This window comes from Lentzea xinjiangensis (assembly GCF_900110955.1).
GTDB classification, from domain to species: Bacteria; Actinomycetota; Actinomycetes; order Mycobacteriales; family Pseudonocardiaceae; genus Lentzea; species Lentzea xinjiangensis.
Genome location: NZ_FOFR01000007.1, coordinates 24,496 through 49,748, shown reverse-complemented (window position 1 = coordinate 49,748; position 25,253 = coordinate 24,496). Strand labels below are relative to the sequence as shown.

The 25,253-nt window shown below is 71.2% G+C and carries 26 protein-coding genes and 2 pseudogenes; 18 read left to right on the top strand and 10 right to left on the bottom strand.

Annotated elements, in window-relative coordinates; translation table 11 throughout:
• Positions 1-2 precede the first annotated feature (2 nt).
• Positions 3-404 (top strand): annotated as a pseudogene (locus BMW88_RS43300) (universal stress protein); the annotation flags it as partial.
• Between the two features lie 82 nt (positions 405-486).
• Here the strand turns inward: BMW88_RS43300 and BMW88_RS43295 are convergent.
• The gene (locus tag BMW88_RS43295) at positions 487-807 is read right to left on the bottom strand and encodes a hypothetical protein (protein ID WP_245777896.1); all 321 of its coding nucleotides are present in this window, start codon (positions 805-807) and stop codon (positions 487-489) included.
• Between BMW88_RS43295 and BMW88_RS44425 the strand changes: the two genes are divergently transcribed.
• The 3 genes from BMW88_RS44425 (at position 794) to BMW88_RS17095 (ending at position 3,937) form a co-directional block, all read left to right on the top strand.
• Positions 794-913, top strand: a complete 120-nt coding sequence (locus BMW88_RS44425) for a universal stress protein (RefSeq protein WP_425434660.1) — start codon at positions 794-796, stop codon at positions 911-913. The two genes, BMW88_RS43295 and BMW88_RS44425, sit on opposite strands and share 14 nt — an antisense overlap.
• Before the next feature lie 320 nt (positions 914-1,233).
• On the top strand, positions 1,234-2,397 hold the full coding sequence (locus BMW88_RS17100) for a globin domain-containing protein (protein WP_089951759.1): 1,164 nt from the start codon (positions 1,234-1,236) through the stop codon (positions 2,395-2,397).
• Between the two features lie 616 nt (positions 2,398-3,013).
• Complete coding sequence (locus BMW88_RS17095) at positions 3,014-3,937, top strand: YVTN family beta-propeller repeat protein (RefSeq protein WP_245777856.1); 924 nt, start codon at positions 3,014-3,016, stop codon at positions 3,935-3,937.
• Between the two features lie 93 nt (positions 3,938-4,030).
• On the opposite strand, the gene BMW88_RS17090 is transcribed toward BMW88_RS17095, so the two are convergent.
• A complete protein-coding gene (locus BMW88_RS17090; protein ID WP_089951756.1) occupies positions 4,031-4,726 on the bottom strand; it encodes a glycoside hydrolase family 11 protein in 696 nt (231 codons plus the stop codon).
• 477 nt (positions 4,727-5,203) lie between these two features.
• Positions 5,204-5,989, bottom strand: a complete 786-nt coding sequence (locus BMW88_RS17085) for an SDR family NAD(P)-dependent oxidoreductase (RefSeq protein WP_089951754.1) — start codon at positions 5,987-5,989, stop codon at positions 5,204-5,206.
• A 118-nt stretch (positions 5,990-6,107) separates the two neighbouring features.
• On the opposite strand from BMW88_RS17085, the gene BMW88_RS17080 reads away from it, so the two are divergent.
• Positions 6,108-6,728 carry a TetR/AcrR family transcriptional regulator gene (locus BMW88_RS17080; RefSeq protein ID WP_089951753.1) on the top strand — a complete coding sequence of 207 codons (621 nt, stop codon included), beginning with the start codon at positions 6,108-6,110 and terminating at the stop codon, positions 6,726-6,728.
• A gap of 36 nt (positions 6,729-6,764) precedes the next feature.
• Here BMW88_RS17080 and BMW88_RS17075 read toward each other — a convergent pair whose 3' ends face one another.
• Both BMW88_RS17075 and BMW88_RS17070 read right to left on the bottom strand, forming a co-directional pair.
• Positions 6,765-7,172, bottom strand: coding sequence for a PPOX class F420-dependent oxidoreductase (locus tag BMW88_RS17075; RefSeq protein WP_245777855.1), 408 nt, complete (start codon positions 7,170-7,172; stop codon positions 6,765-6,767).
• Entirely contained in the window at positions 7,169-7,798 is a 630-nt protein-coding gene (locus tag BMW88_RS17070; RefSeq protein ID WP_218148102.1) for a TetR/AcrR family transcriptional regulator, read from the bottom strand. Before BMW88_RS17070 ends, BMW88_RS17075 begins: the two co-directional genes overlap by 4 nt.
• 102 nt (positions 7,799-7,900) lie before the next feature.
• On the opposite strand from BMW88_RS17070, the gene BMW88_RS17065 reads away from it, so the two are divergent.
• The 3 genes from BMW88_RS17065 to BMW88_RS17055 are packed head-to-tail and all read left to right on the top strand — an operon-like array spanning position 7,901 to position 10,274.
• Entirely contained in the window at positions 7,901-9,076 is a 1,176-nt protein-coding gene (locus BMW88_RS17065) for an epoxide hydrolase family protein (RefSeq protein WP_089951751.1), read from the top strand.
• A gap of 56 nt (positions 9,077-9,132) precedes the next feature.
• Complete coding sequence (locus BMW88_RS17060) at positions 9,133-9,969, top strand: hypothetical protein (RefSeq protein ID WP_089951750.1); 837 nt, start codon at positions 9,133-9,135, stop codon at positions 9,967-9,969.
• Positions 9,966-10,274 carry a winged helix-turn-helix domain-containing protein gene (locus tag BMW88_RS17055; RefSeq protein WP_089951748.1) on the top strand — a complete coding sequence of 103 codons (309 nt, stop codon included), beginning with the start codon at positions 9,966-9,968 and terminating at the stop codon, positions 10,272-10,274. The genes BMW88_RS17060 and BMW88_RS17055 overlap by 4 nt, the downstream gene beginning before the upstream one ends.
• Before the next feature lie 317 nt (positions 10,275-10,591).
• Here the strand turns inward: BMW88_RS17055 and BMW88_RS17050 are convergent, their stop codons facing one another.
• Positions 10,592-10,858, bottom strand: a complete 267-nt coding sequence (locus BMW88_RS17050; protein WP_342715098.1) for an early set domain-containing protein — start codon at positions 10,856-10,858, stop codon at positions 10,592-10,594.
• A gap of 313 nt (positions 10,859-11,171) precedes the next feature.
• Between BMW88_RS17050 and BMW88_RS17045 the strand changes: the two genes are divergently transcribed.
• The 9 genes from BMW88_RS17045 to BMW88_RS17005 all read left to right on the top strand — a co-directional run bounded on the left by BMW88_RS17045 (position 11,172) and on the right by BMW88_RS17005 (position 21,107).
• Positions 11,172-11,672 carry a hypothetical protein gene (locus BMW88_RS17045; protein WP_089951745.1) on the top strand — a complete coding sequence of 167 codons (501 nt, stop codon included), beginning with the start codon at positions 11,172-11,174 and terminating at the stop codon, positions 11,670-11,672.
• A gap of 232 nt (positions 11,673-11,904) precedes the next feature.
• Positions 11,905-12,564 carry an RraA family protein gene (locus BMW88_RS17040; protein ID WP_089951743.1) on the top strand — a complete coding sequence of 220 codons (660 nt, stop codon included), beginning with the start codon at positions 11,905-11,907 and terminating at the stop codon, positions 12,562-12,564.
• Positions 12,561-13,709: a pyridoxal phosphate-dependent aminotransferase gene (locus tag BMW88_RS17035; RefSeq protein ID WP_089951742.1), complete on the top strand. Its 1,149-nt coding sequence runs from the start codon at positions 12,561-12,563 to the stop codon at positions 13,707-13,709. Before BMW88_RS17040 ends, BMW88_RS17035 begins: the two co-directional genes overlap by 4 nt.
• 144 nt (positions 13,710-13,853) lie before the next feature.
• Positions 13,854-14,432 carry a TetR/AcrR family transcriptional regulator gene (locus BMW88_RS17030; RefSeq protein WP_218148101.1) on the top strand — a complete coding sequence of 193 codons (579 nt, stop codon included), beginning with the start codon at positions 13,854-13,856 and terminating at the stop codon, positions 14,430-14,432.
• Between the two features lie 384 nt (positions 14,433-14,816).
• On the top strand, positions 14,817-15,950 hold the full coding sequence (locus BMW88_RS17025; protein WP_089951739.1) for a DUF3500 domain-containing protein: 1,134 nt from the start codon (positions 14,817-14,819) through the stop codon (positions 15,948-15,950).
• 90 nt (positions 15,951-16,040) lie between these two features.
• Entirely contained in the window at positions 16,041-17,765 is a 1,725-nt protein-coding gene (locus BMW88_RS17020; RefSeq protein WP_245777854.1) for a gamma-glutamyltransferase family protein, read from the top strand.
• On the top strand, positions 17,762-18,505 hold the full coding sequence (locus BMW88_RS17015; protein WP_089951736.1) for a YoaK family protein: 744 nt from the start codon (positions 17,762-17,764) through the stop codon (positions 18,503-18,505). The genes BMW88_RS17020 and BMW88_RS17015 overlap by 4 nt, the downstream gene beginning before the upstream one ends.
• Before the next feature lie 11 nt (positions 18,506-18,516).
• Positions 18,517-19,914, top strand: a complete 1,398-nt coding sequence (locus BMW88_RS17010; protein WP_089951734.1) for an MFS transporter — start codon at positions 18,517-18,519, stop codon at positions 19,912-19,914.
• Positions 19,911-21,107 carry an FAD-dependent monooxygenase gene (locus BMW88_RS17005; RefSeq protein WP_089951733.1) on the top strand — a complete coding sequence of 399 codons (1,197 nt, stop codon included), beginning with the start codon at positions 19,911-19,913 and terminating at the stop codon, positions 21,105-21,107. Before BMW88_RS17010 ends, BMW88_RS17005 begins: the two co-directional genes overlap by 4 nt.
• A 203-nt stretch (positions 21,108-21,310) precedes the next feature.
• Here BMW88_RS17005 and BMW88_RS17000 read toward each other — a convergent pair whose 3' ends face one another.
• Complete coding sequence (locus BMW88_RS17000) at positions 21,311-21,811, bottom strand: YwqG family protein (RefSeq protein ID WP_089951732.1); 501 nt, start codon at positions 21,809-21,811, stop codon at positions 21,311-21,313.
• Positions 21,812-21,825: 14 nt separating this feature from the next.
• A pseudogene (locus BMW88_RS44635) lies at positions 21,826-21,936 on the bottom strand (four-helix bundle copper-binding protein); the annotation flags it as partial.
• Between the two features lie 95 nt (positions 21,937-22,031).
• On the opposite strand from BMW88_RS44635, the gene BMW88_RS16990 reads away from it, so the two are divergent.
• A complete protein-coding gene (locus tag BMW88_RS16990) occupies positions 22,032-23,321 on the top strand; it encodes an erythromycin esterase family protein (protein WP_089951730.1) in 1,290 nt (429 codons plus the stop codon).
• Positions 23,322-23,344: 23 nt separating this feature from the next.
• Here the strand turns inward: BMW88_RS16990 and BMW88_RS41895 are convergent, their stop codons facing one another.
• Entirely contained in the window at positions 23,345-23,491 is a 147-nt protein-coding gene (locus BMW88_RS41895; protein WP_177221152.1) for a hypothetical protein, read from the bottom strand.
• 165 nt (positions 23,492-23,656) lie between these two features.
• Positions 23,657-25,243 (bottom strand): pectate lyase family protein, encoded by a 1,587-nt coding sequence (locus BMW88_RS43290; protein ID WP_089951729.1) that lies wholly within the window; start codon positions 25,241-25,243, stop codon positions 23,657-23,659.
• Between the last annotated feature and the right edge of the window lie 10 nt (positions 25,244-25,253).

Here is a 25,253-nt window from a genome sequence, read left to right as displayed (position 1 = left end):
CGATGACCGGGACGAGCAGGCCGGTGGTCGTGGGAGTGGACGGATCGGCGTCGGCCTCGCACGCGGTGCGCCGGGCAGCCGCGGAAGCCGCCGGGCTCGGCACGGACCTCGTGATCGTGCACTCGTGCATGGTGGTGCCGGTTCACGCACCACACGTGGCCCCGACGTCGGAAGCCTGCGCCGACGCGGTGTTCGACCACGGCCGGGTGCTGCTCGCCGAGGCCACCGCCGTGGCGCAGGAGGCGGCTGGACCGGAATCGGCTGGACAGGAATCGGTTGGGCAGGTCGAGGTGACCACCGAGCTGACCGGCGGCGGTGCGGCCGAGCAGCTCGTCGGCCGCTCCGCGTCGGCCTGGCTCGTGGTGCTGGGTTCCCGCGGCTTGGGAGGGTTCACCGGGCTGCTCGCCGGTTCGGTCGCGGTCGCCGTGACGGCCCACGCCCTGTGCCCGGCCATCGTCGTGCGCGACGCGCCCTCCGGCCAGGCTCCTACCGCGCCGCGTCCGTCGTGGTGGGCCTGGACGGCTCGCCTCCAGCGACGCCGCCCTGGCGTTCGCCTTCGAGGCGGCCGCGGTGCGCGGTGCGACCCTGCACGCGGTGCGCACGTGGTGGGACCTCACCGCGGAAACCGCGTGGCAACGTGGGCTGACCGCGACGAACCTCGCTTCCATCGAGGCGGCGGAACACCGGCTGCTGGCCACCCGCGCGAGCGAGTACCCGGACGTGCCCGTGCACCGCACCCTCACCCGCGACCGGCCGGCGCACACCCTGGTCGAGCAGTCCGCGCGGGCGGCCGGTGGTCGTCGGCACGCGAGGACGCGGCGGCTTCCGCGGCCTGCTGCTCGGATCGACCAGCCAGGCACTGGTCCACCACGCCCGCTGCCCGGTCGCGGTGGTCCCGCTGGCACGGCACTGATGCCGGGGACCTCCGCGGACCTGCCGGGTGAGGACGTTGGTCGCTCCACTTCGGACACCGCGGCGCGCAGTGGTCCGCCCGGGCCTCCATCGCCGTCACCGGCGGCGCGCTGCCCCGTCCCGGGCGGGACCGCGGTGTTCGGAACGGCCTGGCGGCGTTCCCGCCAAAGCCGTCCGGCCGTGATCCCGCGGGACGATGGTCCCGGCTGTGGAGCGACGTTCTCACCTGCGCTCGCCCGCACCCGATCGCGCAGGCTCAAGAGGTGATCGCGCGCCACCGCGCCGTCAGTTCCACCCTGGTTCGTCCTCGAGGAGCTACCTGTGCTTTCCGCTGCGTCAGCCGCCGTGGTGCGTGCGACCCTGCCCGTGGTCAGCGACCACGCCGCCGAGATCACCGCCGAGTTCTACCCGTCGATGTTCGCCGCGCACCCGGAGCTGCTGAACCTGTTCAACCGCGGCAACCAGGCCAGCGGCAAGCAGCAGATCGCACTCGCCGCCGCCGTGGTCGCCTACGCCCGGCACCTGCTCGACGGCACGCCGTTCGGCCCGATCGCGGACCGCATCGCCCACAAGCACGCCTCGCTCGGCGTGCGACCCGACCAGTACCCGATCGTCGGCAAGCACCTCATCGGCGCCGTGGCCACCGTGCTCGGCGAGGCCGTCACCCCCGAGGTCGCGGCCGCCTGGGACGAGGTCTACTGGCTGTTCGCCGTCACGCTGATCGCCGCGGAAGCGGGTCTGTACCAGCGGGCCGGCGCCAGTCCCGACACGGTGTGGCGTCCCTGGCGCATCGCCAAGCGCGACGAGGAAGCGGTCGACGCGGTCTCCTTCACGCTGGTGCCCGACGACGGCGGGCCGGTTCCGGCGTTCGAGCCGGGGCAGTACGTGTCCGTCGCGGTCGGCCTGCCGGACGGGCACCGGCAGCCGCGCCAGTACTCCCTGTCGCAGGCGCCCGGCCGCGGCGAGCTCCGCATCACCGTGCGACGGGTCCGCGGTGTGGACGGCGCCCCGGACGGCGCGGTCTCGAACTTCCTGCACGACCACTTGCAAGCCGACGACACCCTGCTGGTCGGCTCGCCGGCCGGTGAGGTCGTGCTGGAGCACGGCGACCGGCCCGTGGTGCTGATCAGCGCGGGCATCGGGATCACGCCGATGCTGTCGATGCTCGGCCACATCTCGGCCGCGCAGCCCGCCCGCCAGGTCGTCGCCGTGCACGCCGAGGCCTCACCCGATCGGCACGCGCATCGCGCGGAGTACGCCCGCCTCGCCGGTCTCCAGCACCTCACCTGGTACGAGAACGGCGGCGGCGACGGGCAGCCGGGCCTCATCGACGTGAACGCGATCCCGTTGCCGCCCAACGCCGTCGCCTACTTGTGCGGCCCGATCACGTTCATGCGCGACGTGCGCGCGGGGCTGCTCCGCCGCGGCCTGCACACCGACGACATCCGGTACGAGGTGTTCGGCCCCGGCATGCTCGAGGACTGACCCGGAGAGGTCGGCGACGCGCGGGGACACCTCACCCGTGAGCGGCCGGCACCCGTAGCCGCTCGGCCTGGCGTTCAGCCCCCGCGGCGGCGGTGCCGGCCAGGTACCCGGGCAACCGCGCCGTCACCGGCTCACGACCGTGACCGTCCACTTGCGATCGGCGGACCGGCGCACTGCCAAGGCAGCCGAGCGGCTCGCCGCAAGAACCGTCCACTTGGGACACGGCGCTCACCGCCGTCCGGTGCACGGCTGACGTCCACCTGGACGGGCGGCCATCGGCGGAGAAACGCTTCTCAACCCGTTCGCGCGAATTCATCGCTCTGACGAGGTACTCCCGCCCGCTTCACTCGGCGGGGCCATCGACTAGGCCATTAGTGTCGGCGAGCGAGCATGGAGCGATCTGGTCATCGACACCGCTCCAGTGCTCCAGCGCCACGAGCGCGGTGATGAACGAGCAGGTCCGGAGGACTCTTCGCGTTCAGCTCGGCACATTTCGACTGATCACCAGTGATGAAGGAGCTCGTTGATGGAGTTTGCAGCTGAGCTGAAACTCTACTCACAGTTGTGTGCTTCCACTGTCAGGCGAGCGCGCTTCACGCGACTAGGCGTGATCGCGATGGTGATCGTGTTCTTGCTGACGCCCGTGCCCGCGTCCGCCTACCCGCCACGCGTCCAGGTCTTCGTCGCCAACAGCGGCGGCGACGTGACCGCCGTCTACGACACGCGGCTGGGCGAGGTGGTGGCGTCGGTGCCGGTCGGCCGCTCCCCCGTCGGGGTGGGCGTCGGGGCGGACGGCAACCTGGTCTACGTGACCAACGAGCTGTCCAACAGCGTCTCGGTGATCGACGCCAGGACGTACGAGGTGGTGGCCACCGTGCCGGTCGGCAGGCACCCGTTCGGCGTCGCGGTCACCCCGACGCACGCGTACGTGACCAACTTCGGCTCGAACACGGTCACGGTCATCGACGTGCGGACGAACGCGCCCGTGCTGGAGATCCCGGTCGGCAGGTTCCCGCACACCCCGGTGGTGAGCCCGGACGGCAAGCGGGTCTACGTCACCAACAACGGGGCCCAGAGCGTGACGGTGATCGACACCAAGAACCAGAAGCCGGTCGGCACCATCCCCGTCGGCCGCTTCCCCGCCGGTATCGCCACGAGCCCGAACGGCGACCGGGTCTACGTGGCCAACACCGGCTCCGACACGGTGACCGTGATCGACGGCCGCGACCTCGACCCGATCAAGTCGACACCGGTCGGCAAGTCGCCCATGGGCGTCTCGGTCACCCCGCGCGGCCGGGTGCACGTGGCCAACGCGGGCTCGGACACGGTGACCGTCCTCGACCGGTCCGGCGATCCCGTCATTCCCGGCATCCCGGTGGCGCAGCAGCCGGAAGGCTCAGCCGCCAGCCCCGACGACAGCTTCGTCTACGTCACCAACACCGCCGCCGGAATGATGTCGGTCATCGACGCGGGCACCGGGAAGCTGGTCGCCACGGTGCCGATCGGCCGGGAGCCGGAAGGTCTCGCCGTCACCTCCTGACGGCCTCGCTCTCGCAGGCTGCGTCACGTGAGGACGTGACGCAGCCTGCGGTCCACCTCAACCGCCGCGGTGAGGCACTTCAGGAGCGGGAGGTCACCTCACCGTGATGTTGGAATTGCCACTGCTCTGATATCCCTCGGTCGCGAGGATCATGTAGTAGCTGAAATTGCCCAGCCGCATGTTGGCGCGGTTCCAGGCGTCGAAGTGGTTGCCGGTGGTGATGGAGCCACCCGTGCGCTTCTGCTGCCGGACGCTCCAGAACTGCGGGAAGGTCTTGGTGCCTTCGACGGAGGGCGCGTTGTACCGCATCGTCTGGTAGATGTCGTACGTGCCGCCGTCGGTGGTCACCGTGCCCCGGTGGGTGCCGGTGGGCCGATAAGTGCCCCAGTTGTCGACGACGTAGTACTCGACGAGCGGGTTCGACGTCCACCCGTACAGGGTCAGATACGCGTTGCCGGACGGGTTGAAGCTGCCGGAATAGTTCACGGTCCGCCGTGAACCGTTGCTCCAGCCCTTGCCGCCGACGAAGTTGCCGACGTTGCTCCACGAGGTGCTGTAGTTGCCGCCGGACCCGAATTCCATGCAGACCCTGCCGCCACCATCGGTCCAGAACGAGTAGTAGTAGCCGCCGTTGTTGCCCGTCTGGCTGGAACACGTCGCGGCGATACCCACATCGGCGCTGGCCACACCAGGTGTCAGCGCCATGACCAGCGCAGCGCAGGCACCGCGGAGGAGCAGTCCCATGCGGCCGCGCCCGCGGCTCGACGGTCGAGAATTGGCTTCAGCCATGTGCAGTACTCCTCATCATTGAGGTTGGCACGGCAGCCGAGCAGCGCGATGCGACCCGTGAGGGTGGAATGGCGATCGTGGTGAAGGCCGCCGTCAGTTCCGGCCTACTCGCCGAGTTGGCCGGCAGTGCGGTTGCGACCGGCCGGCCCGGTGGCGGCGGGACCCAGGTCGACCGTGGCCGAACCGTTATCGACACTATCAGTGCCGGATCGACTCCGTAAGGTTGCCGAGAAGTTTCGATAATGTTTCGAAACTCTTCCGGCGGATCACGACCAGCCGCCGCGGGTCGCTTTTGCTCCCGAATAACACGGTGGGTAGATCGGATGACACTTCACGTTTGCCGACCAGGCTAAAGTTTAGCCTCCGAGCACCCGGCGGCACCATTGTCGATCACCGGTGGAGTTCTTTTCCGATCATTCTTCTCGCTCGGACCGGCGGCGCGGGGCAACTCCAATGCCGGCCGGACGGCGTCCGCGGTCAGGCGACGCCGATCGGCAGAGCGGGACCCAGCAGCAGGCCCCCGTCGAGCACCAGCTCCGTCCCGGTCGCGAACGACGCCTCCGGCGAGGTGAGGTAGAGCAGCGCCGCGCTGATGTCGGCGGGGTCGCCGAGGCGCGGGATCGCGAACGGCTCCGGGTCGTAGAAGTCCGAGATCGGTCGCGCGCCGGGCGCGGCCGGCTCGTGGATCAGCTTGGTCGAGACGACCCCGGGGTGGATGGCGTTCACCCGGATGTTGTCCCGGCCCAGCTCGAGCGCGGCGCTCAGCGTCAGGCCCCGGACCGCCCACTTGCTCGCGACGTAGGAGGCGTAGAGGGCGGTGCCGCCGTGCGCCATCGTCGAGCCGATGTTCACGATCACGCCGCCACCGGCCCGCCGCATCGCCGGGGTGACGGCCTTGATGCCGAGGTACTGCCCGGTCACGTTGATCGCGAAGGTGCGGTCCCAGAGGGCCCGGTCGGTGAACTCGATCGTGGTGGCGGGATTCTGCACGCCGGCGTTGTTCACCAGGATCGTCAGCTCGCCGAAGGTGTGCTCGGCCACGGCGACGGCGGTGGTCCAGTCGTCTTCGCGAGCGACGTCCAGGCGGACCGCGATGGCACGTTCACCCAGTTCCGCGGCGAGTTCCGCGGCTTTGTCCAAGCCCCCGGCCGTGCTGCCGATGACGACGTTCGCGCCCTCGGCGTGGTAGGCCCGGACGTGGCTCTCGCCGAGCCCTCCGGTGCCGCCGGTGATCAGTGCGGTCTGGTCGGTGAAACGTCGCATGGCGCGTCCTTCGCAGAGTGACTATGGTGAGCTGACCGGCTCACCTCACCACCGAACGCTACGGCCCGACGGAAGGCGAGTCAAGTGACTCACCTCGCCACGAGGCATACTGGAGCCCATGAGCACGGAGCCCTCGGCGTACCACCGGCGCGTCGCCGAAGAGAAGCGCGCGGCCATCCTCAAGGCCGCGACCGACCTGTTCCTGGCCTCCGGGTACGACGGGACCTCGCTCGCCAAGATCGCGGAGGCGGCGGGGGTCTCCAAGGCCACGCTCTTCAAGCAGTTCCCGACGAAAGCGGCGCTCTTCGACGCGATCGTGACCGAGTCCTGGCAGGTCGAGGACGCCGCAGGTCCCCAGCCGCCGGCCGAGGACCTGCCGGCCGGCCTGACCTCGATCGGTCACCGGTACGTCGAACTGCTCACCCGCCCCGGGATGACCGCGCTGTTCCGCATCGTCATCGCGGAGCTGCCGCGCTTCCCCGAGCTCGGGGAGGCGCAGTTCAGCCGGGGGAAGATGCCCTACTTCGAGTCGGTCAGCCGCTACCTGGCCGACGCGGGCCGGGCCGGCTCGGCGAAGGTCGACGACCCCGACCTCGCCGCGACCCAGTTCCTCGGGATGATCTCCAACTTCGTCTTCTGGCCCACGCTCCTGCTCACCGACTGGGCGCCGGAGCGGGCCGCGATCGAGCAGGCGGTGGACGAGGCGGTCAGCACCATGTGCGCCCGGTACCGGCTCTGACCGGGCGCGCGTCGACCCGGCCGAACCGCCACCGGGTCAAGGCGTGTGCACGCGGTCGGCCTCGATGGTGAGCAGGACGCGCCGCTGCTCGCCGCCGCCGAAACCGGGGTAGGGCCGGCCGAGGTACTTCCGGGACAGCTCGTCGATGTGCTCGCGGGCCCCGTCGGTGGTGATGGCGACGACGCTGCCGCGCAGCGCCCAGTACCGGGAAGGTGCGGCCGGGTCGGCGATGCCGAGGGCGACACGCGGGTCGCGGCGGATGTTGCGGGTCTTCTGGTGGGTGTCCACGGTGTTGATGAGCACGTGCTCGCCGTCCGTGCCCGCCCAGGTCTGGGAGAGCTGCGGGGACCCGTCGGGCATGAGCGTGGTGACGAAGCAGATCGCCTTGGTGCCGAGGAGCGCGATCAGGTCGTCGGGCAGAGCCGTCATGGAAAAGGCCTTCACGTCTGGTCGTTGTAGAGGCGGTCGATGACCGTCTCGTCCGGCGGGTCGCCGGACAGGTCTGCGTGGCGCATGCCCGCCAGGGCGATGCGGAGCGCCCGGCGCCACAACTGCGGGGAGTGGCCGCGGGAGGCGTCCATGACGCTGCCCACCATCACGTGCACCGCGGCGAAGTCGGCGGGCGTCGCCCCGGCCGGAAGCTGACCCGCGCGCACCGCCCTGTCGACGAGGGCGGTCACCAGCGGGGTCATCCGGTCGTGCGCCCGCCGCACCAGGGCGGTGGCCTGGTTGCGGCCGCGCAGCAGCTCCCCCAGCCCCCGGCTGCGGGACTCGATCTGGAGCTGCCGCTCCAGGAACCAGGTGAGCCCGGCCCAGGCGTCGTCGTGCCGCGAGGCCTGCTCCGCCAAGCCGATCACCGTGTCGATGTGCTCGCCGAACAGGGCGTCCAGCAGGTCCTGCCGCTGCGGGAAGCGCCGGTACACCGTGCCCATCCCGGTGCCGGCGGCACGCGCGATGTCCTCGTACGAGACGTCCAGCCCTTGCGAGGCCATCAGCTCATAGGCCGTGCGCAGCAGCAACTGGCGATTGCGCTCGGCATCGCGACGCAGAGGCGGGGCCGCTTCGGTCATACCCGGAGCCTAGCCAAGTGGAAGAACAATTCCAAGTTGAAGATTTCTTCCACTTCCGGGCTACGCTCACGCTGCTCACCCCCGACGACCCTGGAGCCCCCGATGCCACTCTCCCTTGCCAACGACGCGGTGGAGCCGTTCGTGCTCGCCGTACCCGACGCCGAACTGCTGGACCTGCGGAACCGCTTGACCTCCACCCGCTGGCCGGACCGCGAGACGGTCCAGGACGGGAGCCAGGGACCGCGGCTGGACCGCATCCGCGCTCTGTGCGAGCACTGGGCCACCGGCTACGACTGGCGGCGGGCCGAGCGGGACATCAACGGTCTCGGCTCGTCCCGCACCGCCATCGACGGGATCGACATCCACTTCCTGCACGTCCGGTCCGCCGAGCCCACCGCGGTCCCGCTGCTGCTGTGCCACGGCTGGCCCGGCTCGATCCTGGAGTTCCGGCACCTCGTGGGCCCGCTGACCGACCCGGTCGCCCACGGCGGCGACGCCGGGGACGCGTTCCACGTCGTGATCCCCTCCATGCCGGGGTTCGGCTTCTCCGGCAAGCCCACCACGACCGGCTGGACCACCTCCCGGGTCGCCGACGCGTGGATCACCCTCATGCGGCGCTTGGGCCACGACCGCTGGTTCGCCCACGGCGGTGACTGGGGTGCGGCCGTCGTCGAGCAGCTCACCCGCAGGGCTCCCGAGCGGTGCCTGGGCGCGCACTTCACCCTGCCGCTGGTGTTCCCCACCGAGCAGGAGATGAGCGAGGCGACCGCCGAGGAGCGGCAGATGATCATCCGCGCGCAGCACTACCGGGACGAGCTGAGCGCATACGCCGGGGAACAGGCCACGCGGCCGCAGACGATCGGCTACTCGCTCGCGGACTCGCCGGCCGGGCTCGCGGCCTGGATCTACACGCTCTTCCAGGACGTCACCGACAGCGACGGCAACCCCGAGGACGTGATCGACCGCGACGAGATCCTCGACGACATCATGCTCTACTGGCTGCCCAACGCCGCGGCGTCGTCCGCCCGGCTGTACTGGGAGGAACGCCGGAACGCCACCGCGTTCGGCGGTACCTCGGAGCGCAACCCCGTCCCCGCCGGGTTCAGCACCTTCCCCGGCGAGGCCGTGCAGGCCTCGCGCCGCTGGGTCGAACGGCGCTACGAGACGGTGCTGCACCACGCCCGGCTCGACCGCGGTGGCCACTTCGCCGCCCTGGAGCAGCCGGACGTCCTCACCGACGAGATCCGGACGACCTTCCGGCGGCCGCGGGCGTCTTGACACCTCTGGTTTGCGATGCAAACCTGACTGCATCGTAGACAATCTGGGGGTGCGGGATGACGACCGATCCGGGCGGGCTGCTCGACGAGCTGGCGGCCCTGCGCAAACGCGCCAGGACCGACCGGCACGGGTACTGGTTCCCGTTGCTGCTCATGGGAGTGCTGTCCGTCGGCTCGCTCCCGTTCTCCCGGACCGACCCCAACCCGACCGACCACCTCGTCGACGGCAGGGCGAGCCGGTGGTTCGACCCGCTGGCGCACCTGAGGTTGAACACCGAGGTGCTGCACCCGCTCGCGCTCGAGCTCTACTGGGCAGGGGCGCTGATCACCGGCGTGGTCGCCACGGTGTGGTGGTACCGCTCGCGCGCCCGGCGTGTCGGTGTGGAAACGCCGACCGGCACGTACGTCCAGGTCGCGCTGCTCGGCTCGTTCGCCGCGCTGATCGGGATCCCGCTGAGCACCACCCTGTTCTACGAGTACAGCACGATCTACCCCACTCTCCCCGTGGTCATCGTCGTCATGGCGGTGCTGCTGGGCCTGGCCGTGCTCGCCTTCCGGGCGCGGCGTGCCCGGCCGCTGTTCATCGTGGCCGGGCTGGTCCTGACGTCGATGGCGTTGTCGTTGCTGCAGGTGCCCGATGTCGGCGTCGACCTCGGCACCGGCGGCATGGCCCAGTTCACGGTGATCGCGTTCGGCGTGCTGACCCTGGCCTGGGTCGAGCGCAGCGCGTTGTGCGGGGTGATCGCGGTGGTGTTCGCGGCCTCCGTCCTGATCGTGAACAATTCGCCCATGGAGATCGACGCGCTGGGCGCCGCCCAGGACGTCCTGCCGCCCGCGACCGTGCTCCTCCTCGGCGGACTGGGCGCGCTGGCGGCCCACCGGAGCCCTTCGTGAGCGAGCACCCCACCGCGGCGCTCGACGACGTCGTCCACCAGCGGCACCGGCTGGGCATCCTGACCATCGCGGCGGAGGTGAAGAGGGTGGAGTTCGCCTACCTGAAGTCCACCCTGAACCTCACCGCCGGCAACCTCTCCCGCCACATCGCGGTGCTCGAGGAAGCTCAGCTCCTGGTGGTCGAGAAGGGCTACGACGGCAAGCGGCCGAAGACCTGGGTGAGCGTCACCGCCGCCGGGCGCGAGGCGCTCGCGGTCGAGATGTCCGCGTTGCGCGCGCTGGTGGAGCGGCACGGGAAGAGCTGAGCATCCTCACCGAAGCTGGAAGAGCACACGGGACGGTCAGTAGCGGGTGCGATCGGTGGCGCAGGCGACGAGCAGCATTCCGGTGGTGAAGGCGAGCAGGTGGTCACCGCTGAGTGCGCACATGCACACCAGCGTGAACCACAGCAGCAGCTTCATGTACCAAGGTTAGGGACCGTATGACCTTGATCGCAGCCGAATTTGGGCAAGCCTTAACAGTCTCGCGCTATTGCAACCTTCAGGCAGCACAACCGAATTGCGCCACGGGAGACCGGCGGGCGCCGGCGGCGGCGCCCACCGGTGCCGGTCCGGCGTCCACGTCAGACAGTGATCAGGCAACCCTGGTCGTCGCGCGCGACCGCGTCCTCGTCGTCGAACCAGTGACCGTTCGAGCCGAGGTAGCGGAAGCGCAGGGTGGTTCCCTGGGGCACGACGACGGTCGCGGTCCGGCGACCGTTGGAGCGGGCGCGGAGCTCGGTGACGCCCGGCGTCCAGTCGTTGAAGTCGCCGACCACGCTGACGGGTCCTGACGGCTCATGCCTGGGCAGCGCCCAGGTCACCCGCATCTGCTGGTCCTTGGCAGGCATGATTCGGATCATCGAGCCGTTGTTCCTTCCACAGTTCTCGGGGCCCGCAGTTCTCGGGCTTCGGGTGGCGACAGCCTGCCCAGGACCACGGCATCGGACGAGCCGACGCGCCCACGCGGGCAGCACAGTCCCCGGATCGGGTGGTTCCCCGCACGACCGTCACCCGCTGCCACCGGATCGGCGACGTCCCGCGGCGGCAGCACTCCCCTCCGCGGAGCACTGCAGCAACGGTCAACTCATAAGATGTAACTCTATCGAGTGATACAGTTGCCTCATATAAGGCTCGATCCGACCTCGCCCAAGGGGAGACATCTTGCTGTCCGACACCCATCCCAACGCCCTGTGGCTGGCCGAGCTGTACCGAGGCGGCGCGGCGATCACGGCCGACCCGAACCTCAGCGAGAGCGAGCGGCTCCGGCGGCTGCAGGAGCACACCGGCGAGGTCATGGAGCGGATGTCACCGGACTTCGTGATCCACACCGGTGGCGTGCGGCTGGCGGCGACCGGCGGAATGGAGTTCATGCGCCGGTACACGAAGCGGCGGGCGAGCCTCGCCGACGCCAACGTCGAGCCCGTCGAGTTCGACCAGATCCTCGCCGACGACCACTACGGCATCGTCCACGGGACGTTCCGCACGACTCGTGGCGACTGGACCTGGACCCGCGTCGGGATGGGGGCGTGGCGCTTCGAGGACGGCGTGGCCGTCGAGCACTGGGAGCTCTCCGACGGACCCACGTGGGACGAGTTCTTCATCTCCGGCGACCCGGCGTCGTTCACGGGCTCGGCGCGGGAGTTCTGGACCCACGGCGGCTGACCGCACCACCCGATGCGCGCCCGCCCGGCTCGCCGATCGGCTCACCCACCGGGATGCGACGAGGCGCGAGACCGGGCGCCGGCGACCCCGCGCCCCAACGCGTTCCCGGCCGCCCGAGCCCTGCTCACCCGCTCCCGGCGAGCACCATGGCAACGCCTTGTCGATGAGGACTCCTGCAGCTATGGTCATCCCTAATGATAGATGACTCTCATTTAAGGTTGGTGATCCACCTGTGTACATCGCTGCAGCGACCGACAGGGTGTCCATCGCGCAGAGCTGGCCTCGCACGGCGGCCGAGGAGATCCGCCGCCTCGGCGAGGTGCCGGCCGCCAACGTCGGCGACGCGCTGCAGCGCATGACCGTGCTGGACGGCGGGATCCGGCTGGTCGCCGGGCACGGCGCGCTGGTGGGCAACGCCCTAACGGTGGACGTGCGATCCGGTGACAACCTGGCCATCCACCGCGCGCTCGACGAGGCCCTGCCGGGAGACGTCCTGGTCGTCAACGGGCACGGCGACCTGACCCGCGCGTTGATCGGCGACCTCATCGGCGAGATCATGGTCAACACCGGGGTAGCCGGTGCCGTGGTCGACGGTGCGGTCCGCGACGTCCGGGCGTTGTCGGAGATGGGCCTCGTCGTCTACGCGCGGGCGATCACCCCCGCCGGGCCGTTCAAGGACGGGCCCGGCAGCATCGGTGCGCCGGTGGCGGTCGGCGGCGTGGTGGTGGCGGCGGGCGACGTCCTCGTCGGCGACTCCGACGGCGTGGTAGTCGTTCCCCGGCACCGGGTGCAGGAGGTCGTCGGCGCGGTCGACGGGATCGGCGAGAAGGAGGAGGCGCTTCGGCAGCGCATCCTCGCCGCCCGTCCTGGGCACGCGGCGGTGGCGCGATGACCGCCGTGCCGCCCGCGCTCCGGATCGAGGACCTGCGCCGGTTCTCACGACGCCCGGCCCTCACGCCGGCGCCGCCCGGCGCCGTCTCCCTCGCCATGGGCGAGCCGGACTTCTCCACCCCGCAGCCGGTCGTCGAAGCCGCGGAAGCCGCCCTGCGCGCGGGCGAGACCCACTACGCCGACCAGAAGGGGCTGTGGGAACTGCGCGCCGCGCTCGCACACCGGCTGCCGCCGCACCCCTGTCGGACGTGGAGCGCGGACGACGTCGTCGTCACCCACGGCGCGACCGGAGCGCTCGCGGCGGTCGTGCTCGCGATGATCGGCCCTGGGGACCGCGTCGTCGTCCCGGAGCCCGCGTACTCGCTCTACGCCGACCTGGTCGTGCTGGCCGGGGGCACCGTGGACTTCGTCCCGCTCGGCCGCGACCTGCACTGGGACCTCGACGCGCTGGCCGCCGCACTCCCCGGCGCCAAGATGATGATCTTCTCGAACCCGTCGAACCCCACCGGCATCGTGCACCACGAGCGGGAGCTCAAGGCCCTCGGCGACCTCCTCGACGGCTCGGACGTCCTGGTCGTCAGCGACGAGGCGTACCACCACCTGGTCTACCCGGGCCACGAGGCGGTCCCGGCGCTGGCGATCGACTCGTTGCGGGACCGGACGGTGTACGTGCAGACGTTCTCCAAGACCTACGCGATGACCGGCTGGCGGGTGGGGTACCTGACCGGGCCGCGCGCGGTGGTGGACGCGGCGGCCCTGGTGCACAGGACCCTCAACGGCTCCGTCAACTCGGCGGTCCAGCACGCGGCCCTCGCCGCCCTCGACCTGCCCGGCAGCGTCGTGGACACCATGCTCGCCAGGTACCGGCGGAGGCGCGAGCTGGTGATCGCGCGGCTGTCGGACGTCCCCGGCCTGCACCTGGTGCCACCGGAGGGCGCGTTCTACGGGTTCCTGCGCTACGACGCGGACCGTCCGTCCGAAGAGGTCGTCCGCGAGCTCGCCGAGCGGAAGGTGCTGGTCCGCGCCGGTGCCGAGTACGGGCCGTCCGGAGAGGGGCACATCAGGATCTCGTTCGCGGCCTCCGAGGACGACCTGCGCACCGGGCTGGGCCGCATCGTCGACCACCTCGGCGCCACGAACCCGTGACCGGTGCGAGACGGGCGGCGTGCACCGCGCACGTTCGACGGGTGAACTGCGCGATGATCGAAGGCGCTACCCTTTGCCCGCACTTCTACGAGGCGGAGGAGGCCCGTGTCCGATCGGCAGGCCGCCCCACGTGGGGGGCGCAAGTTGCGCAGTGACACCCGCCGCAACCGCCGGCGTCTCCTCGAGGCCGTCGGTGAGCTCGCGAGGGAAGCACCCGACGAGCTCACCATGCAGGCGGTCGCGGCCCGCGCGGAGATCGGCCCGGCCACCGCCTACCGCTACTTCTCCTCGATGGAGGAGGTGCTCGCGGCCTACGTGCTCAGCGTCGTCGAGGAGCTCAGCGACTTCACCTCGACCTCGACCGCGCAGGGCCGGCCGCTCTTCGACGCCGTCGTGGACAAGTGGGTGGACCTCCTCGCCCAGCACGGCCCGGCACTGGTCCAGCTCCGGTCCCGGCGGGGCTACCTGGAGCGGCTCCACGACGGGAACGAGATCATCGCCACCATGCGGGACGCCTGGAGCGAGCCCGTCCGAGGGCTGCTGGACGACATCGGCCTCCCGCACGAGATGCTCGAGGACGCCCTGTTCCTCAACAACATGATCTTCGATCCGCGCGAGGTCCAGGATTTGCTGCAGGAGAGGCGCCTGTCCCGCCGCGAGGTCATCACCCGGCTGACCGAGGCGTACTGCGGCGCGCTGCGCGGCTGGGCCAGGGTGGGCTGAGCAGGACCCCGCTGAGTTGGACCGGGCTGAGTCAGACCGGGCTGAGCAGGAGTGGCGCTCGCGTGACAGCGGTCGCCGAGCCACAGCCGCGGGCCTGATCTCCTCGGGTCCCGTCGCGTAACCACCGCGAGAACGCACGGCTCGGGCGGAAACGCCGGGGCCGCCGTCATCTCCGCCCGCCGAACCCCTGACGAGCGGCGGGCGGCAGACCGTTCGCACACCCGCGCACACCACTCCCCTCTTCCACCCGGCCCGTTCCGGCTCGCCTCGCCGCCCAACACAGTCCGCTCCACGCCCCCAACCGGCATTCCACTTCGAGCATTATCTGATAGAGTCGTCTCAACTCATACGACAGTTACACTTTGTGCAGGGAGGAGGGCGGCGGTGGCCGACACCGGTCTTGAGGTCGCCACGCGGATGGCGGAGGCGGCCGGAACGTGGCTCGACTCCCTCGACCCCGGCCAGCGCGAGGTGGCGGTCGGGCCGGCGCCGGGCCTCGACGGTGACGCCGAGGCGGAACGCACCCGCTGGTTCTACACACCGACCGACCACGGCGGCCTGACCTTCCACGAGCAGCGTCCCGCCCAGCACCGGATGGTGATGCGCCTGGTCGCGAGTGGACTGTCCGAAGCCGGTTACACCACGGTCGCCACCGTGCTCGGCCTGGAGAACGTGCTCGACCGCGTCGAGGGCTTCTCGGTGAACTGGGGCCGGGAGCGCACCCGCGATCCGGGCAGGTACTACCTGCGCGTCTTCGGTGAGCCGGGTGGGCGGCGACCGTGGGGGTGGCGGTTCGGCGGCCACCACGTGTCGCTCAACTACCTGGTGGTGGACGGGCGGGTCGTCGCCACCACGCCGTGCTTCCTGGGTGCCGACCCGGCCGCGGCACCGCTGCTGGGCGGGGCGGCGCTGCGACCGCTGGGGACGGCGGAGGACCTGGCCCGCGAACTGGTCCGCTCGCTGCGCCCCGAGCTGGCCGCCCGCACGCTGCTGCTGCCCCGCGCCCCGAACGACGTCGTGGCGGGCAACAGCACCACGGTCGAGGACCGCGTGGTGAGGCGCAGCGAGCTCTGGCGTCCCGGGCCGCACGTCCCCGACCGCGCCGGGCAGTCCGTCACCGGTCTCGACGGTGCGGACCAGCGGGCGCTGGCCCTCACGCCGACGCCCGGCGGGGTGCCGGGCGGTGAGCTCGACGCGGGGCAACGGGAACTGCTGCGAGCCCTGCTGAGCACCTACCTCGGCCGCGTTCCGGACGGGCTGTCCCCGCTGCCCCGTTACGACGACCCGGCGGCGCTCGACGCCGTGCACCTCGCCTGGGCCGGCTCGACCGCGGCGGGTGAACCGCACTACTACCGCCTGCAAGGCCCGCGGTTGCTCATCGAGTGGACCAACGTCCACCGCGGCGCCAACCACGCGCACGCCGTGTGGCGTGACCCGGAGACCGACTTCGGCGGCGACGTGCTGGCCGCCCACCACGCCGCGCACCACGCGCGCCAAGCCACCACGCACCGCTCTTGAACGGAGCCGACGTCCATGGCCGGTCCACCACCGCCACCGACCGATGCGTTGCCGCACACCACACGTCCCACGCTCCGCGGATCCTTCGGCATGTGCGCGTCGACGCACTGGCTGGCTTCCGCGACGGCCCAGTCCGTCCTGGAGCGGGGTGGCAACGCGTTCGACGCGGCCACGGCCGGTGCCTTCGTGCTGCACGTGGCCGAACCCCACCTCAACGGGCCGGGCGGTGACCTCGTCGCCGTGCTCGCCACGGCCGCGAACCCGGCGCCGCTCGTGCTGGCGGGGCAAGGCCACGCCCCACGAGGTGCCACGATCGAGCACTTCGTGGCCGAGGGGCTGGACCACGTCCCGGGAGCGGGCGCACTGGCCGCCGCCGTTCCCGGCGCCGTCGACTCCTGGCTGTGGCTGCTCGCCGAGTTCGGCACCTGGGAGCTCACGGACGTCCTGGCCTACGCGGTCGGCTACGCCGAGCGCGGTGTTCCGGTCGTGCCGCAGCTCGCCCGCGTGCTGGCCACGGTCGAGGACCTGTTCCGCACGCACTGGCCGACGTCGTACGCGCTGTGGATGCCGGGAGGACGAGTTCCACAGCCCTTCTCGACCCTCGTGAACGCCACCTACGCCAGGACCCTGCGCGGGCTGGCCGCCGCGGCCACCGGTGAGACGAGAACGGCGCGAATCCACGCCGCGCGCGACACGTGGCGAACCGGGTTCGCCACCGCGATGGCCGAGTTCGCGGCGGTGCCCCACCGGCACTCCTCCGGCCGCGACCACGCCGGGGTGCTCACCGCGGCCGACTTCACCCCGTCGCTCGAGCCCGCGGTCACCGCGCGGTTCCGCGGGGCCACGGTGGCGAAGGCGGGCCTGTGGTCCCAGGGGCCCGTGCTGCTGCAGGCCCTCACGATGCTCGACCACTTCGACGACGAGCGGATCGACCCGTCGACCGCCCTGGGCATCCACACGATCACCGAGGCCGTGAAGCTCGCCATGGCGGACCGGGAGGCGTACTACGGGCACCTGGCCCCGGCGGACGCGGAGTCCGTGCTGCGCCGCCTGCTCTCCCCGCGCTACGGCGAAGAGCGGGCCGGCCTGATCGGTGAGGTCGCGTCGACCGAGTTCCGGCCCGGCGACATCGGCGTCGAGCCGTTCACGCCTCCCCTGGTCACCAGGCGGCCCGCCGGTCCGGCCGACGGGACCGGGGAACCCACCGTGCAGCAGACCGGGGAGACCAGGGGCGACACCTGCCACATCGACGTCGTCGACCGCTGGGGCAACATCATCTCGGCCACCCCGTCGGGAGGGTGGCTCCAGTCCTCCCCCGCCGTGCCGGACCTCGGTTTCGCGCTGGGCACGCGGCTCCAGATGACCTGGCTCGACCCCGCCGCTCCGTCAGCCCTCACGCCAGGACGGCGGCCCCGCACGACGCTGACTCCGACCCTGCTGCTGCGCGACGGCAAGCCGGTGGCCGCCTTGGGCACGCCGGGAGGCGACCAGCAAGACCAGTGGCAGCTGCTGTACCTGGTGCGCACGCTCGCGCTGGGCCTTGACCCGCAGGAGGCGATCGACGCTCCCGCGTTCCACACCACCGCGGTGGTGAGCTCGTTCTGGCCGCGCACCTGGACGCCGGGCGGGCTGGTGGTCGAGCGGCGAGCGGGCGAGGCGGTCGTCGCCGAGCTGGTCGGACGCGGTCACGACGTGACCGTCTCCGGCCCCTGGAGCCAGGGCCGGTTGTCGGTCGTCACGCGTGATCCGGACACCGGCGTCCTCCAGGCGGCGGCGAACCCGCGCGGCGCCCAGGGTTACGCGGTGGGCCGATGACGGCCTCCACGACCCGCACCCGCGGGCGGCTCGTGCGCCGGCACATGACGCCGGTGCACCTGATGCTCGCGCTCACCTTCGCGACGGGGGTCGTCGACGCCGTCGGCTACCTGCGCCTGGACCAGGTGTTCGCGGGCAACATGACGGGCAACGTGGTCATCCTCGGGATGGCGGCGGTGCCGGGGACGGGGCTGCCGGTGCTCGGCCCGGCCGTGGCGCTGCTGTCCTTCCTCGCCGGCGCGGCCGCGGCCGGACGGGCCCTGCGGACCGCCGCGCCCGGCTGGGGCTCTCCGCACACCGGGCTGCTGGGCGGCGTCGGACTGGTGCTGGCCGCCACAGCTCTCGCCACGACCGTCGTCGGCGTCGGCTCCGCCGTCACCCGCGCGGTGCTGGCGGCAGCGCTGGCGCTCGCCATGGGGGCGCAGGCGGCGACGGCCCGCCACCTGGCGGTGAAGGACGTCACCACCGTCGTCGTCACCTCCACGCTCACCGGGCTCGCCGCCGACTCCCGGCTGGGTGCGGCCCGCCACCAGGGGGCGAAGCGACGAGTCGCGGCCGTCGCGCTCCTCGTCGCCGGAGCGGTCGCCGGCGCGGCGCTGTGCCAGGTGCACGAGGGCCTCGCGGTAGCGGCGGCGGCGCTCGTCGTGCTCGCCGTGAGCGGGCTCGGCCACGCGTCCGCTCGCTCCTCCGGCCACAGCGCCACGCGCACGGCGGACATCCCACCGATCCCGAACCTGTGAAGAGGACTGCCATGACCACAGCTGCGTCTCCCCCGGCCACCATCGGCAAGGCCGCTCTCGGAGCGCTGGGCGTGCTGGCGCTGGCCACCGGCGCCCTGGAGTCGGTGGTGACGCCGACGCTCCCGCTGCTGCAACGCGAGCTGGACATGAGTCCCGCCGAAGGGGCGCTGCTGAGCATCGTGCTGCTGATCACCGGCGCGCTCGTCACCCCGATCGCCGGCAAGCTCGGCGACCGCTATGGCGGAAAATCGGTCCTGATCAAGCTCATGTCCGTGGTCAGCGTCGGTGGCCTGGTGTCCGCTCTGGCACCCAATCTGCCCGTGCTACTGTTCGGCCAGTTGCTGCAGGGCGCGATGGTGGGTGCCCTGCCGCTGTCGTTCATCCTCGTGCGCAAGTACCTCCCCGCAGGCGATGCGAAGGTCGCCATCGGGACCGTCAGCGGAATGTTCGTCGGCGGCGGGATGGTGGGTCTGGTGGCCGCCGGACCGGTGGCCGAGCAGCTCTCCCGGCACTGGCTGTTCGCGCTGCCCACAATCGTCGTCATCGTGGCGACCATGGCGACGAACCGGCTGATGCCGCACGACCCACCTGGTCGCTCCGACGATGCGGGAATCGACTGGCCCGGGTTCGCGTTGCTGAGCGCGACACTGGTCACGCTCATGCTCGTGCTCGCGCTCGCGGCCCACATCGCGTCCCAGCCACTCGTGTTCGCCGGCCTCGTCGTGCTGCTGATCGCCCTCACGACGGGATGGGTGTTCGTCGAACGGCGCGCGGTCGCGCCGATGGTCGACCTGGCCATGCTCGCCCGGCCCGCGGTGTGGAAGTCGTGCTTGCTGACGTTCGTGATCTGCATGGGCACCGCGGGCGGGACCTACCTCGTCACGCAGCTGCTCGGAATCTCCGGCGACGGGTACGGGTTCGGAGCCAGTGCCACGCTGACCGGGTTCTACCTGCTGCCCGGCGTCATCGCCGCGTCCGCGGCCGGGCCGATCGGGGGCATCGGAGCACGGCGTTTCGGCTCACGTGCCGTGGTCACCACCGGTGTCGTCCTGCTGGTCATCTCCCTGCTGGGATTGGCCGCCGTGCACAGCGAGGTCTGGCACCTCGTCATCGCCAAGGTGCTGATCGGGTTCGGCAACGGCCTGTGCGTCACCGCGATGCTGAGCAGCACCGCGACCTCCGTCGACGAGGGTGACACCGGCATCGCCACGAGCCTGGTCCTGGTGACGCGGGTGCTCGGCTTCGCCGTCGGTATGCAGATCTGCGGCGCCATCCTGACCGCCGGAACCCCCGCCGGGTCGAACGTCTCCGCGGAATCGGCCTTCGTCACCTGCCTCGTCATCGCCGGCGCCGTCACCGCGCTGGCGCTGCTCGTCACCCGCACCATGCACAAAGGAGCCAAGGGATGACCCGCACCACGCGGAAGCGCAAGGTCCTGATCTCCGGAGCGAGCGTCGCGGGCCCGGTTCTCGCGTTCTGGCTCCACCGCTGCGGCCACGAGGTGACGGTCGTCGAGAAGGCGAGCGCGCCGCGCAGCGGTGGCTACCCCATCGACATCCGCGGCACCGCGCTCGACGTCGTGCGCAGGATGGGAGTCCTGCCCCGGTTGCAGGACGCGCACATCGACCTGCGCCGGCTGACCTTCCGCGAAGGGGACGGCGACGAGGTGGCCTCGCTGCACCCCCACGCCATCACCGGCGGCGTGGGGGGACGTGATCTGGAGGTCCGGCGCGGGGACCTGACCGAGGCGCTCTACGCGGCGGTCCGCGACGACGTCGAGTTCGTGTTCGACGACTCGATCGCCACCCTCGACCAGCACGACGACGGCGTCGACGTCACCTTCCGCTCCGGCGGCAGCCGTTCGTTCGACGTGGTGATCGGTGCGGACGGCACGCACTCCCGCACCCGCGAACTGCTGTTCGGCCCGGAAGAGCAGTTCCACCGCTACCTCGGCTACTGCTTCGCCGTGTTCACCATGCCCAACACCTTCGGGCTCTCCCACGAGACCGTCATGTGGAACGCCCCCGGCAGGGCCGCGGCGCTCTACGCCGCCGGGGACGACGACGAGGTGCACGCGTTCCTCAACTGCGCCCTGCCGGATCCGCCGTTCCACGCCTTCGGTGACCTGGCCGCCCAGCGGAACCTGCTCACCGAGGTCTTCGCCGGCGCCGGCTGGGAGGTCCCCGGGATGGTCACCGCCATGCGCGGCGCGCAGGACCTGTACTTCGACGCGGTCAGCCAGATCCGCATGCCCCGCTGGTCCAGCGGCAGGGTCGCGCTGGTGGGCGACGCCGCCTACGCGCCCTCGTTCCTCACCGGCCAGGGCACGAGCCTCGCGCTCGTCGGCGCCTACATGCTCGCCCACGCCCTCGCCGGAGGCGACCACGCCGAGGGCTTCGCCGCCTACGAGCGCACCACCCGCGAGTTCGTGACCGCGAACCAGGACCTGGTCGGCAAGGGCGGCGCCACGCTGTTCCCCGTCACCGCCGAGGACCTGCGGCAGCGCAACGACAGGCTGCGCCACCTCACCACCATGCCCCCCGGACGGGGACGACCGGCCCACTCGGCCCTCACCCTGCCGGACTTCGCGCCCACGACGTGAAATCCGTGCGACACGGGCACCCGCCACGACCGGGCCGCGCGCGACCTGCTCGGTGAACATCGTGAACGAGCGCATGTTGTCGAAGCGCTTGGCGGCGAGGTCGTCGAAGCTGATCAGGAAGCATCCGCAGTGGTAGTCGCTCCCGCTGCAGAACTGCGCGAGCGGCACCCATTCCCGGACCAGCCGAGCCTCCTCCTCGTCTCTCAGCCGGAACCGCTCCGCCGCCGGGAGCTCGGGGCCGTCCGCGGACCGGTTCCCGAGGTTCGCGGACGCCATCCGGGAAAAAGGCCCAGCCAGAGGCCGTCGACGACCTCGCACAGGTCGTCGACGTGCTTCAGCTCGTCGAGCAGCCGCCGCGTGGCACCCGAGTCGATCACCGAGTCGATCACCGCGTCGCTCCCCTCGAGCCACTCCGGCAGGACCGCCTCGACCCACGCGAAGAGCGGGTACTCGGGGATGAGGAACGGGAGGTCCTCGGCGAAGAACCGCGTGCTGTCATGGCCGGGCGGTGGTGGCGCCACCGCCGTCTCCGCGCCCGCCGGGACGTGCAGGACCCGCGCGTGCTTCGGCTCACCGGGGCCGAGCGGGTCCAGCAGGTCCCATTCGTGGTGCAGGAAGAACAGCAGCGAACCGTCCTCCGGCAGGGGAAGCCCTTCGACCCGCGGCAGGGCCGCGCAGCCGACGGAGGCGATGAACGGCCACACGCCGTCGTGCGCGATCAGCCGTGCGCTTCACACTCATCGCCACATGTCTTGCACACCACCACACACGCCTCCAGTAGCGCCCGGCTGACGTCGGCGTCGTACCCGGTGTGCCGCGAGAGCGTCCGGGCCGACCGGGCGAAGGCGCAGGCGCCGTTTGCCGGGCTCTCCCGTGGGTACTCCGGCTGGCCACAGCAGGTGAGCCGGCAACGGAGGAGTCCTGATGAGCCGCCGCTTCGGAGACGAGGTCGTGGCGCTCTGCGCGCCGTTGACCGACCCCGGCGACTTCGACGTGCTGCTCGACCGCGTCGGGGACGCGCGCGTGGTCATGATCGGCGAGGCCAGCCACGGCACCCACGAGTTCTACCGGTGGCGCGCCGCCCTCACCCAGCGGCTGATCGCCGAGAAGGGCTTCTCCTTCGTCGCCGTGGAAGGCGACTGGCCGGACTGCGACCGGGTGAACCACGCCGTGCGCTGCTCCCCCGAGGCGCCCGACGACCCGCGAGGCGCCCTGCTGGCGTTCGACCGGTGGCCGACGTGGATGTGGGCCAACGAGGAGGTGCTCGACTTCACCCGCTGGCTGCGCGCTCACAACGCCGCGCTCGGGGACGACGAGCGGGTGGGCTTCCACGGTCTGGACGTGTACTCGCTGTGGGAGTCGCTGCGCGAGATCATGGTCCACCTCCGCGAGCACGACCCAGCCGAGGTGCCCGCGGCGTTGGCCGCCTACCGCTGCTTCGAGCCGTACGGCGAAAGCGCACGGGACTACGCCATGATCACCCGCTTGATCCCGGCCGGTTGCGAGAACGAGGTGGCCGACCTTCTGGTGCGCCTGCGCGAACGCGCCGCGGCCGAGAGCGGCGGCACCTTCGAAGCCTGGCAGAACGCCGAGGTCGTGGCCGGCGCCGAGCGGTACTACCGGGCGATGATGGCCGGCGGGCCGGAGTCCTGGAACATCCGCGACCGTCACATGGACGACACGCTGCACCGGCTCCTGTCGCACTACGGCGACGGCGCCAAGGCCGTCGTCTGGGCGCACAACACCCATGTCGGCGATGCCCGCGCCACCGGCATGGCGGCCTCCGGCACGCTCACCCTCGGCCAGCTCGCCCGCGAGCGCCACGGCGAGGACCAGGTGGTGCTGATCGGTTTCGGCAGCCACCACGGCACGGTCGTCGCGGGGAGCTCGTGGGGCGCGCCCCTGCGTGAGATGCCGGTTCCGGCGGCCCGGCCCGGCTCGCTCGAACACGTGCTGCACGCGGACGCACCCGAGCGGGCGCTGATGGTCTTCCCCCGCGGCGAACGTCCCGACCTGCTCACCGCGACACTCCCCCACCGCGCCATCGGTGTCGTCTACGACCCCGCGCACGAGCGCGTGCGCAACTACCTGCCCACCGTGCTCGGCGACCGCTACGACGCCTTCCTCTGGGTCGGCGGGACGCACGCCCTCCACCCGCTGCACAGCCGTCAGATCGACACCCTGGAGCCGGAGACGTTCCCGAGCGGCTTCTGAGCCGCCGCGGCGGCGTGAACCCCTCAGGTGCGGTCAGGCACCGGTGACGTGGCCGGCTCGCAGACCTGGCGCAGCAGGACCTCGAAGTGCCGCTGCTGGATGCACGTCGAGCGACGACCAAGTGGTGCCGGCACCACGAGGACGCCCGCGATCACCGCCGGCGTCCTCATCCCTTCCGCCGCACCGTGTCCGGTGCTTTCGCAGGGAACTGATGCCGACGATGATCGCCGACTACCACCCGGGCATCATTTTAGTCAACACTGAAGGTATTGAGTCAACTTACACGGGAGATCGGATCGTTGGTCGGCTTCGCCGTCCCGCCGGGGGGATCCGGGTCACGAGCGGATCTTGCCCACCCCCGCTCCCGCCATGACCGCCGCCTTCACCGTGCCGGGGTCGTCGAGCACGTAGTCGTAGTAGGTGCGCGGTTCCTCCACCGCCCCGCTGCAGTCGGGCTGCCCGGACTCCCCGGTGAAGACGTTGTTCCGCGCGACGCACCGGCCCGCCGGCCCGGCGTAGTGGTTGCTCACCGGCTCCTCGACGTTCTCGAAGTGGTTGCCCTCCACCACGCAGCCCGAGTTCGCCTGGCACGCGACGCCCACATCGCTGTTGCGGAAGTAGTAGTTGTTGAACAGGTGCACCGGTTCCCCGAAGCGCACCCTCGGATTGCGCTGGGGTGTCCGGTCGAACCAGTTGTGGTGGTAGGTCACCTTCAACCGGCCGATGTCCTGGGCGCCGTTCTTGTCGTCGTGGCCCAGCAGCATGTTCTTGGTGTGGTGGTGGGTGTGGTTCCAGGAGACGGTGATGTAGCTGGAGCCGCGTTTGATGTCGATGGCACCGTCGTAGCCGCTCGACAGGTCGTTGTGGTCGATCCACACGTGGTGGGAGAACATCTGCACGTTGATCGCGTCGTCGGACCAGTCGCGGAACACCAGGTTGCGAATGATGACGTTGTGCACGGCGTTCGCCGGTGGCGCGGTGACGGCGTTGTCGACCGGAAGGCCGATGTTCAGGCCGCCGCCGGTGAAGCCGGAGTTCGCGCCGATGCCGACGATGGTCTTGTCCGAAGCCACGTCGTGCATGCCGGCGGGCAACGCGATCATGCCGCGCACGCAGACTGTCAGCGGCCCCGCTTGGCCGATGGCCGCCAGCACCTCGTTCGCGGTGTCGGCCTCGATCACCGGGCCACCCGCTCCACCGGTCGTGCCGTTCTGACCCCAGGCGGTGACGGAGGCGAACCCGGTGGGCGAGCCGGTGGTGGCGCAGGTGCCGGGTGTCTGCGGGGTGGTCGTGGTCGGGGTGGTCGTGGTCGGCGGTGCTCCGGCGCCGGGGGTGTCCGTCACCAGCACGTCGTCGAAGGCGGCTCCGGCGTAGTGGGTGGACACTCCCGCCCGGCCGCTGCCGAAGGTGCCGTCGGTCGCGGTGACGACCTCCACGTTGTCGAGGAAGCCCCGCAGCGTCGTACCGAACGCCTCCAGCCGCAGGGTCGCCCAACTGCCGGTGGGCACGGTGGCGGGTGCGGAGGCGAGCGGGGTGAAGCCACCTCCTGCCCGTTTGCCCAGCACGACCGAGCCGGAGTTGGTCACCGCCAGGTAGTAGTAGTTGCCGGTGCTCTGGGCTCTGGCGAGCACGGCCGCGTGCCGGTTGGCACCGTTGAACGCACTCGGCCGCACCCGTGCCTGCACCGCCTGGTCCGTCCAGCCCGGACCCGTCAGCGCCTTGGCGTCCGCGCTCGTGGCCGCCTGCTGGAAGGCACCCGACGTGACCGTCCAGGTGCCGCCGTTCGTGCTCCAGCCGCTGGAGTCGCCGTCCCCGAAGTCGTCGGCCAGCAGCGTCGCCGCCGAGGCCGCCGGGAACGCGGCCAGAGCCGCCGACAGCACGACACCGCTCGCCGCGGCGGCGAGCCTGATCTTGTGGCGCATGAGCTCCCCC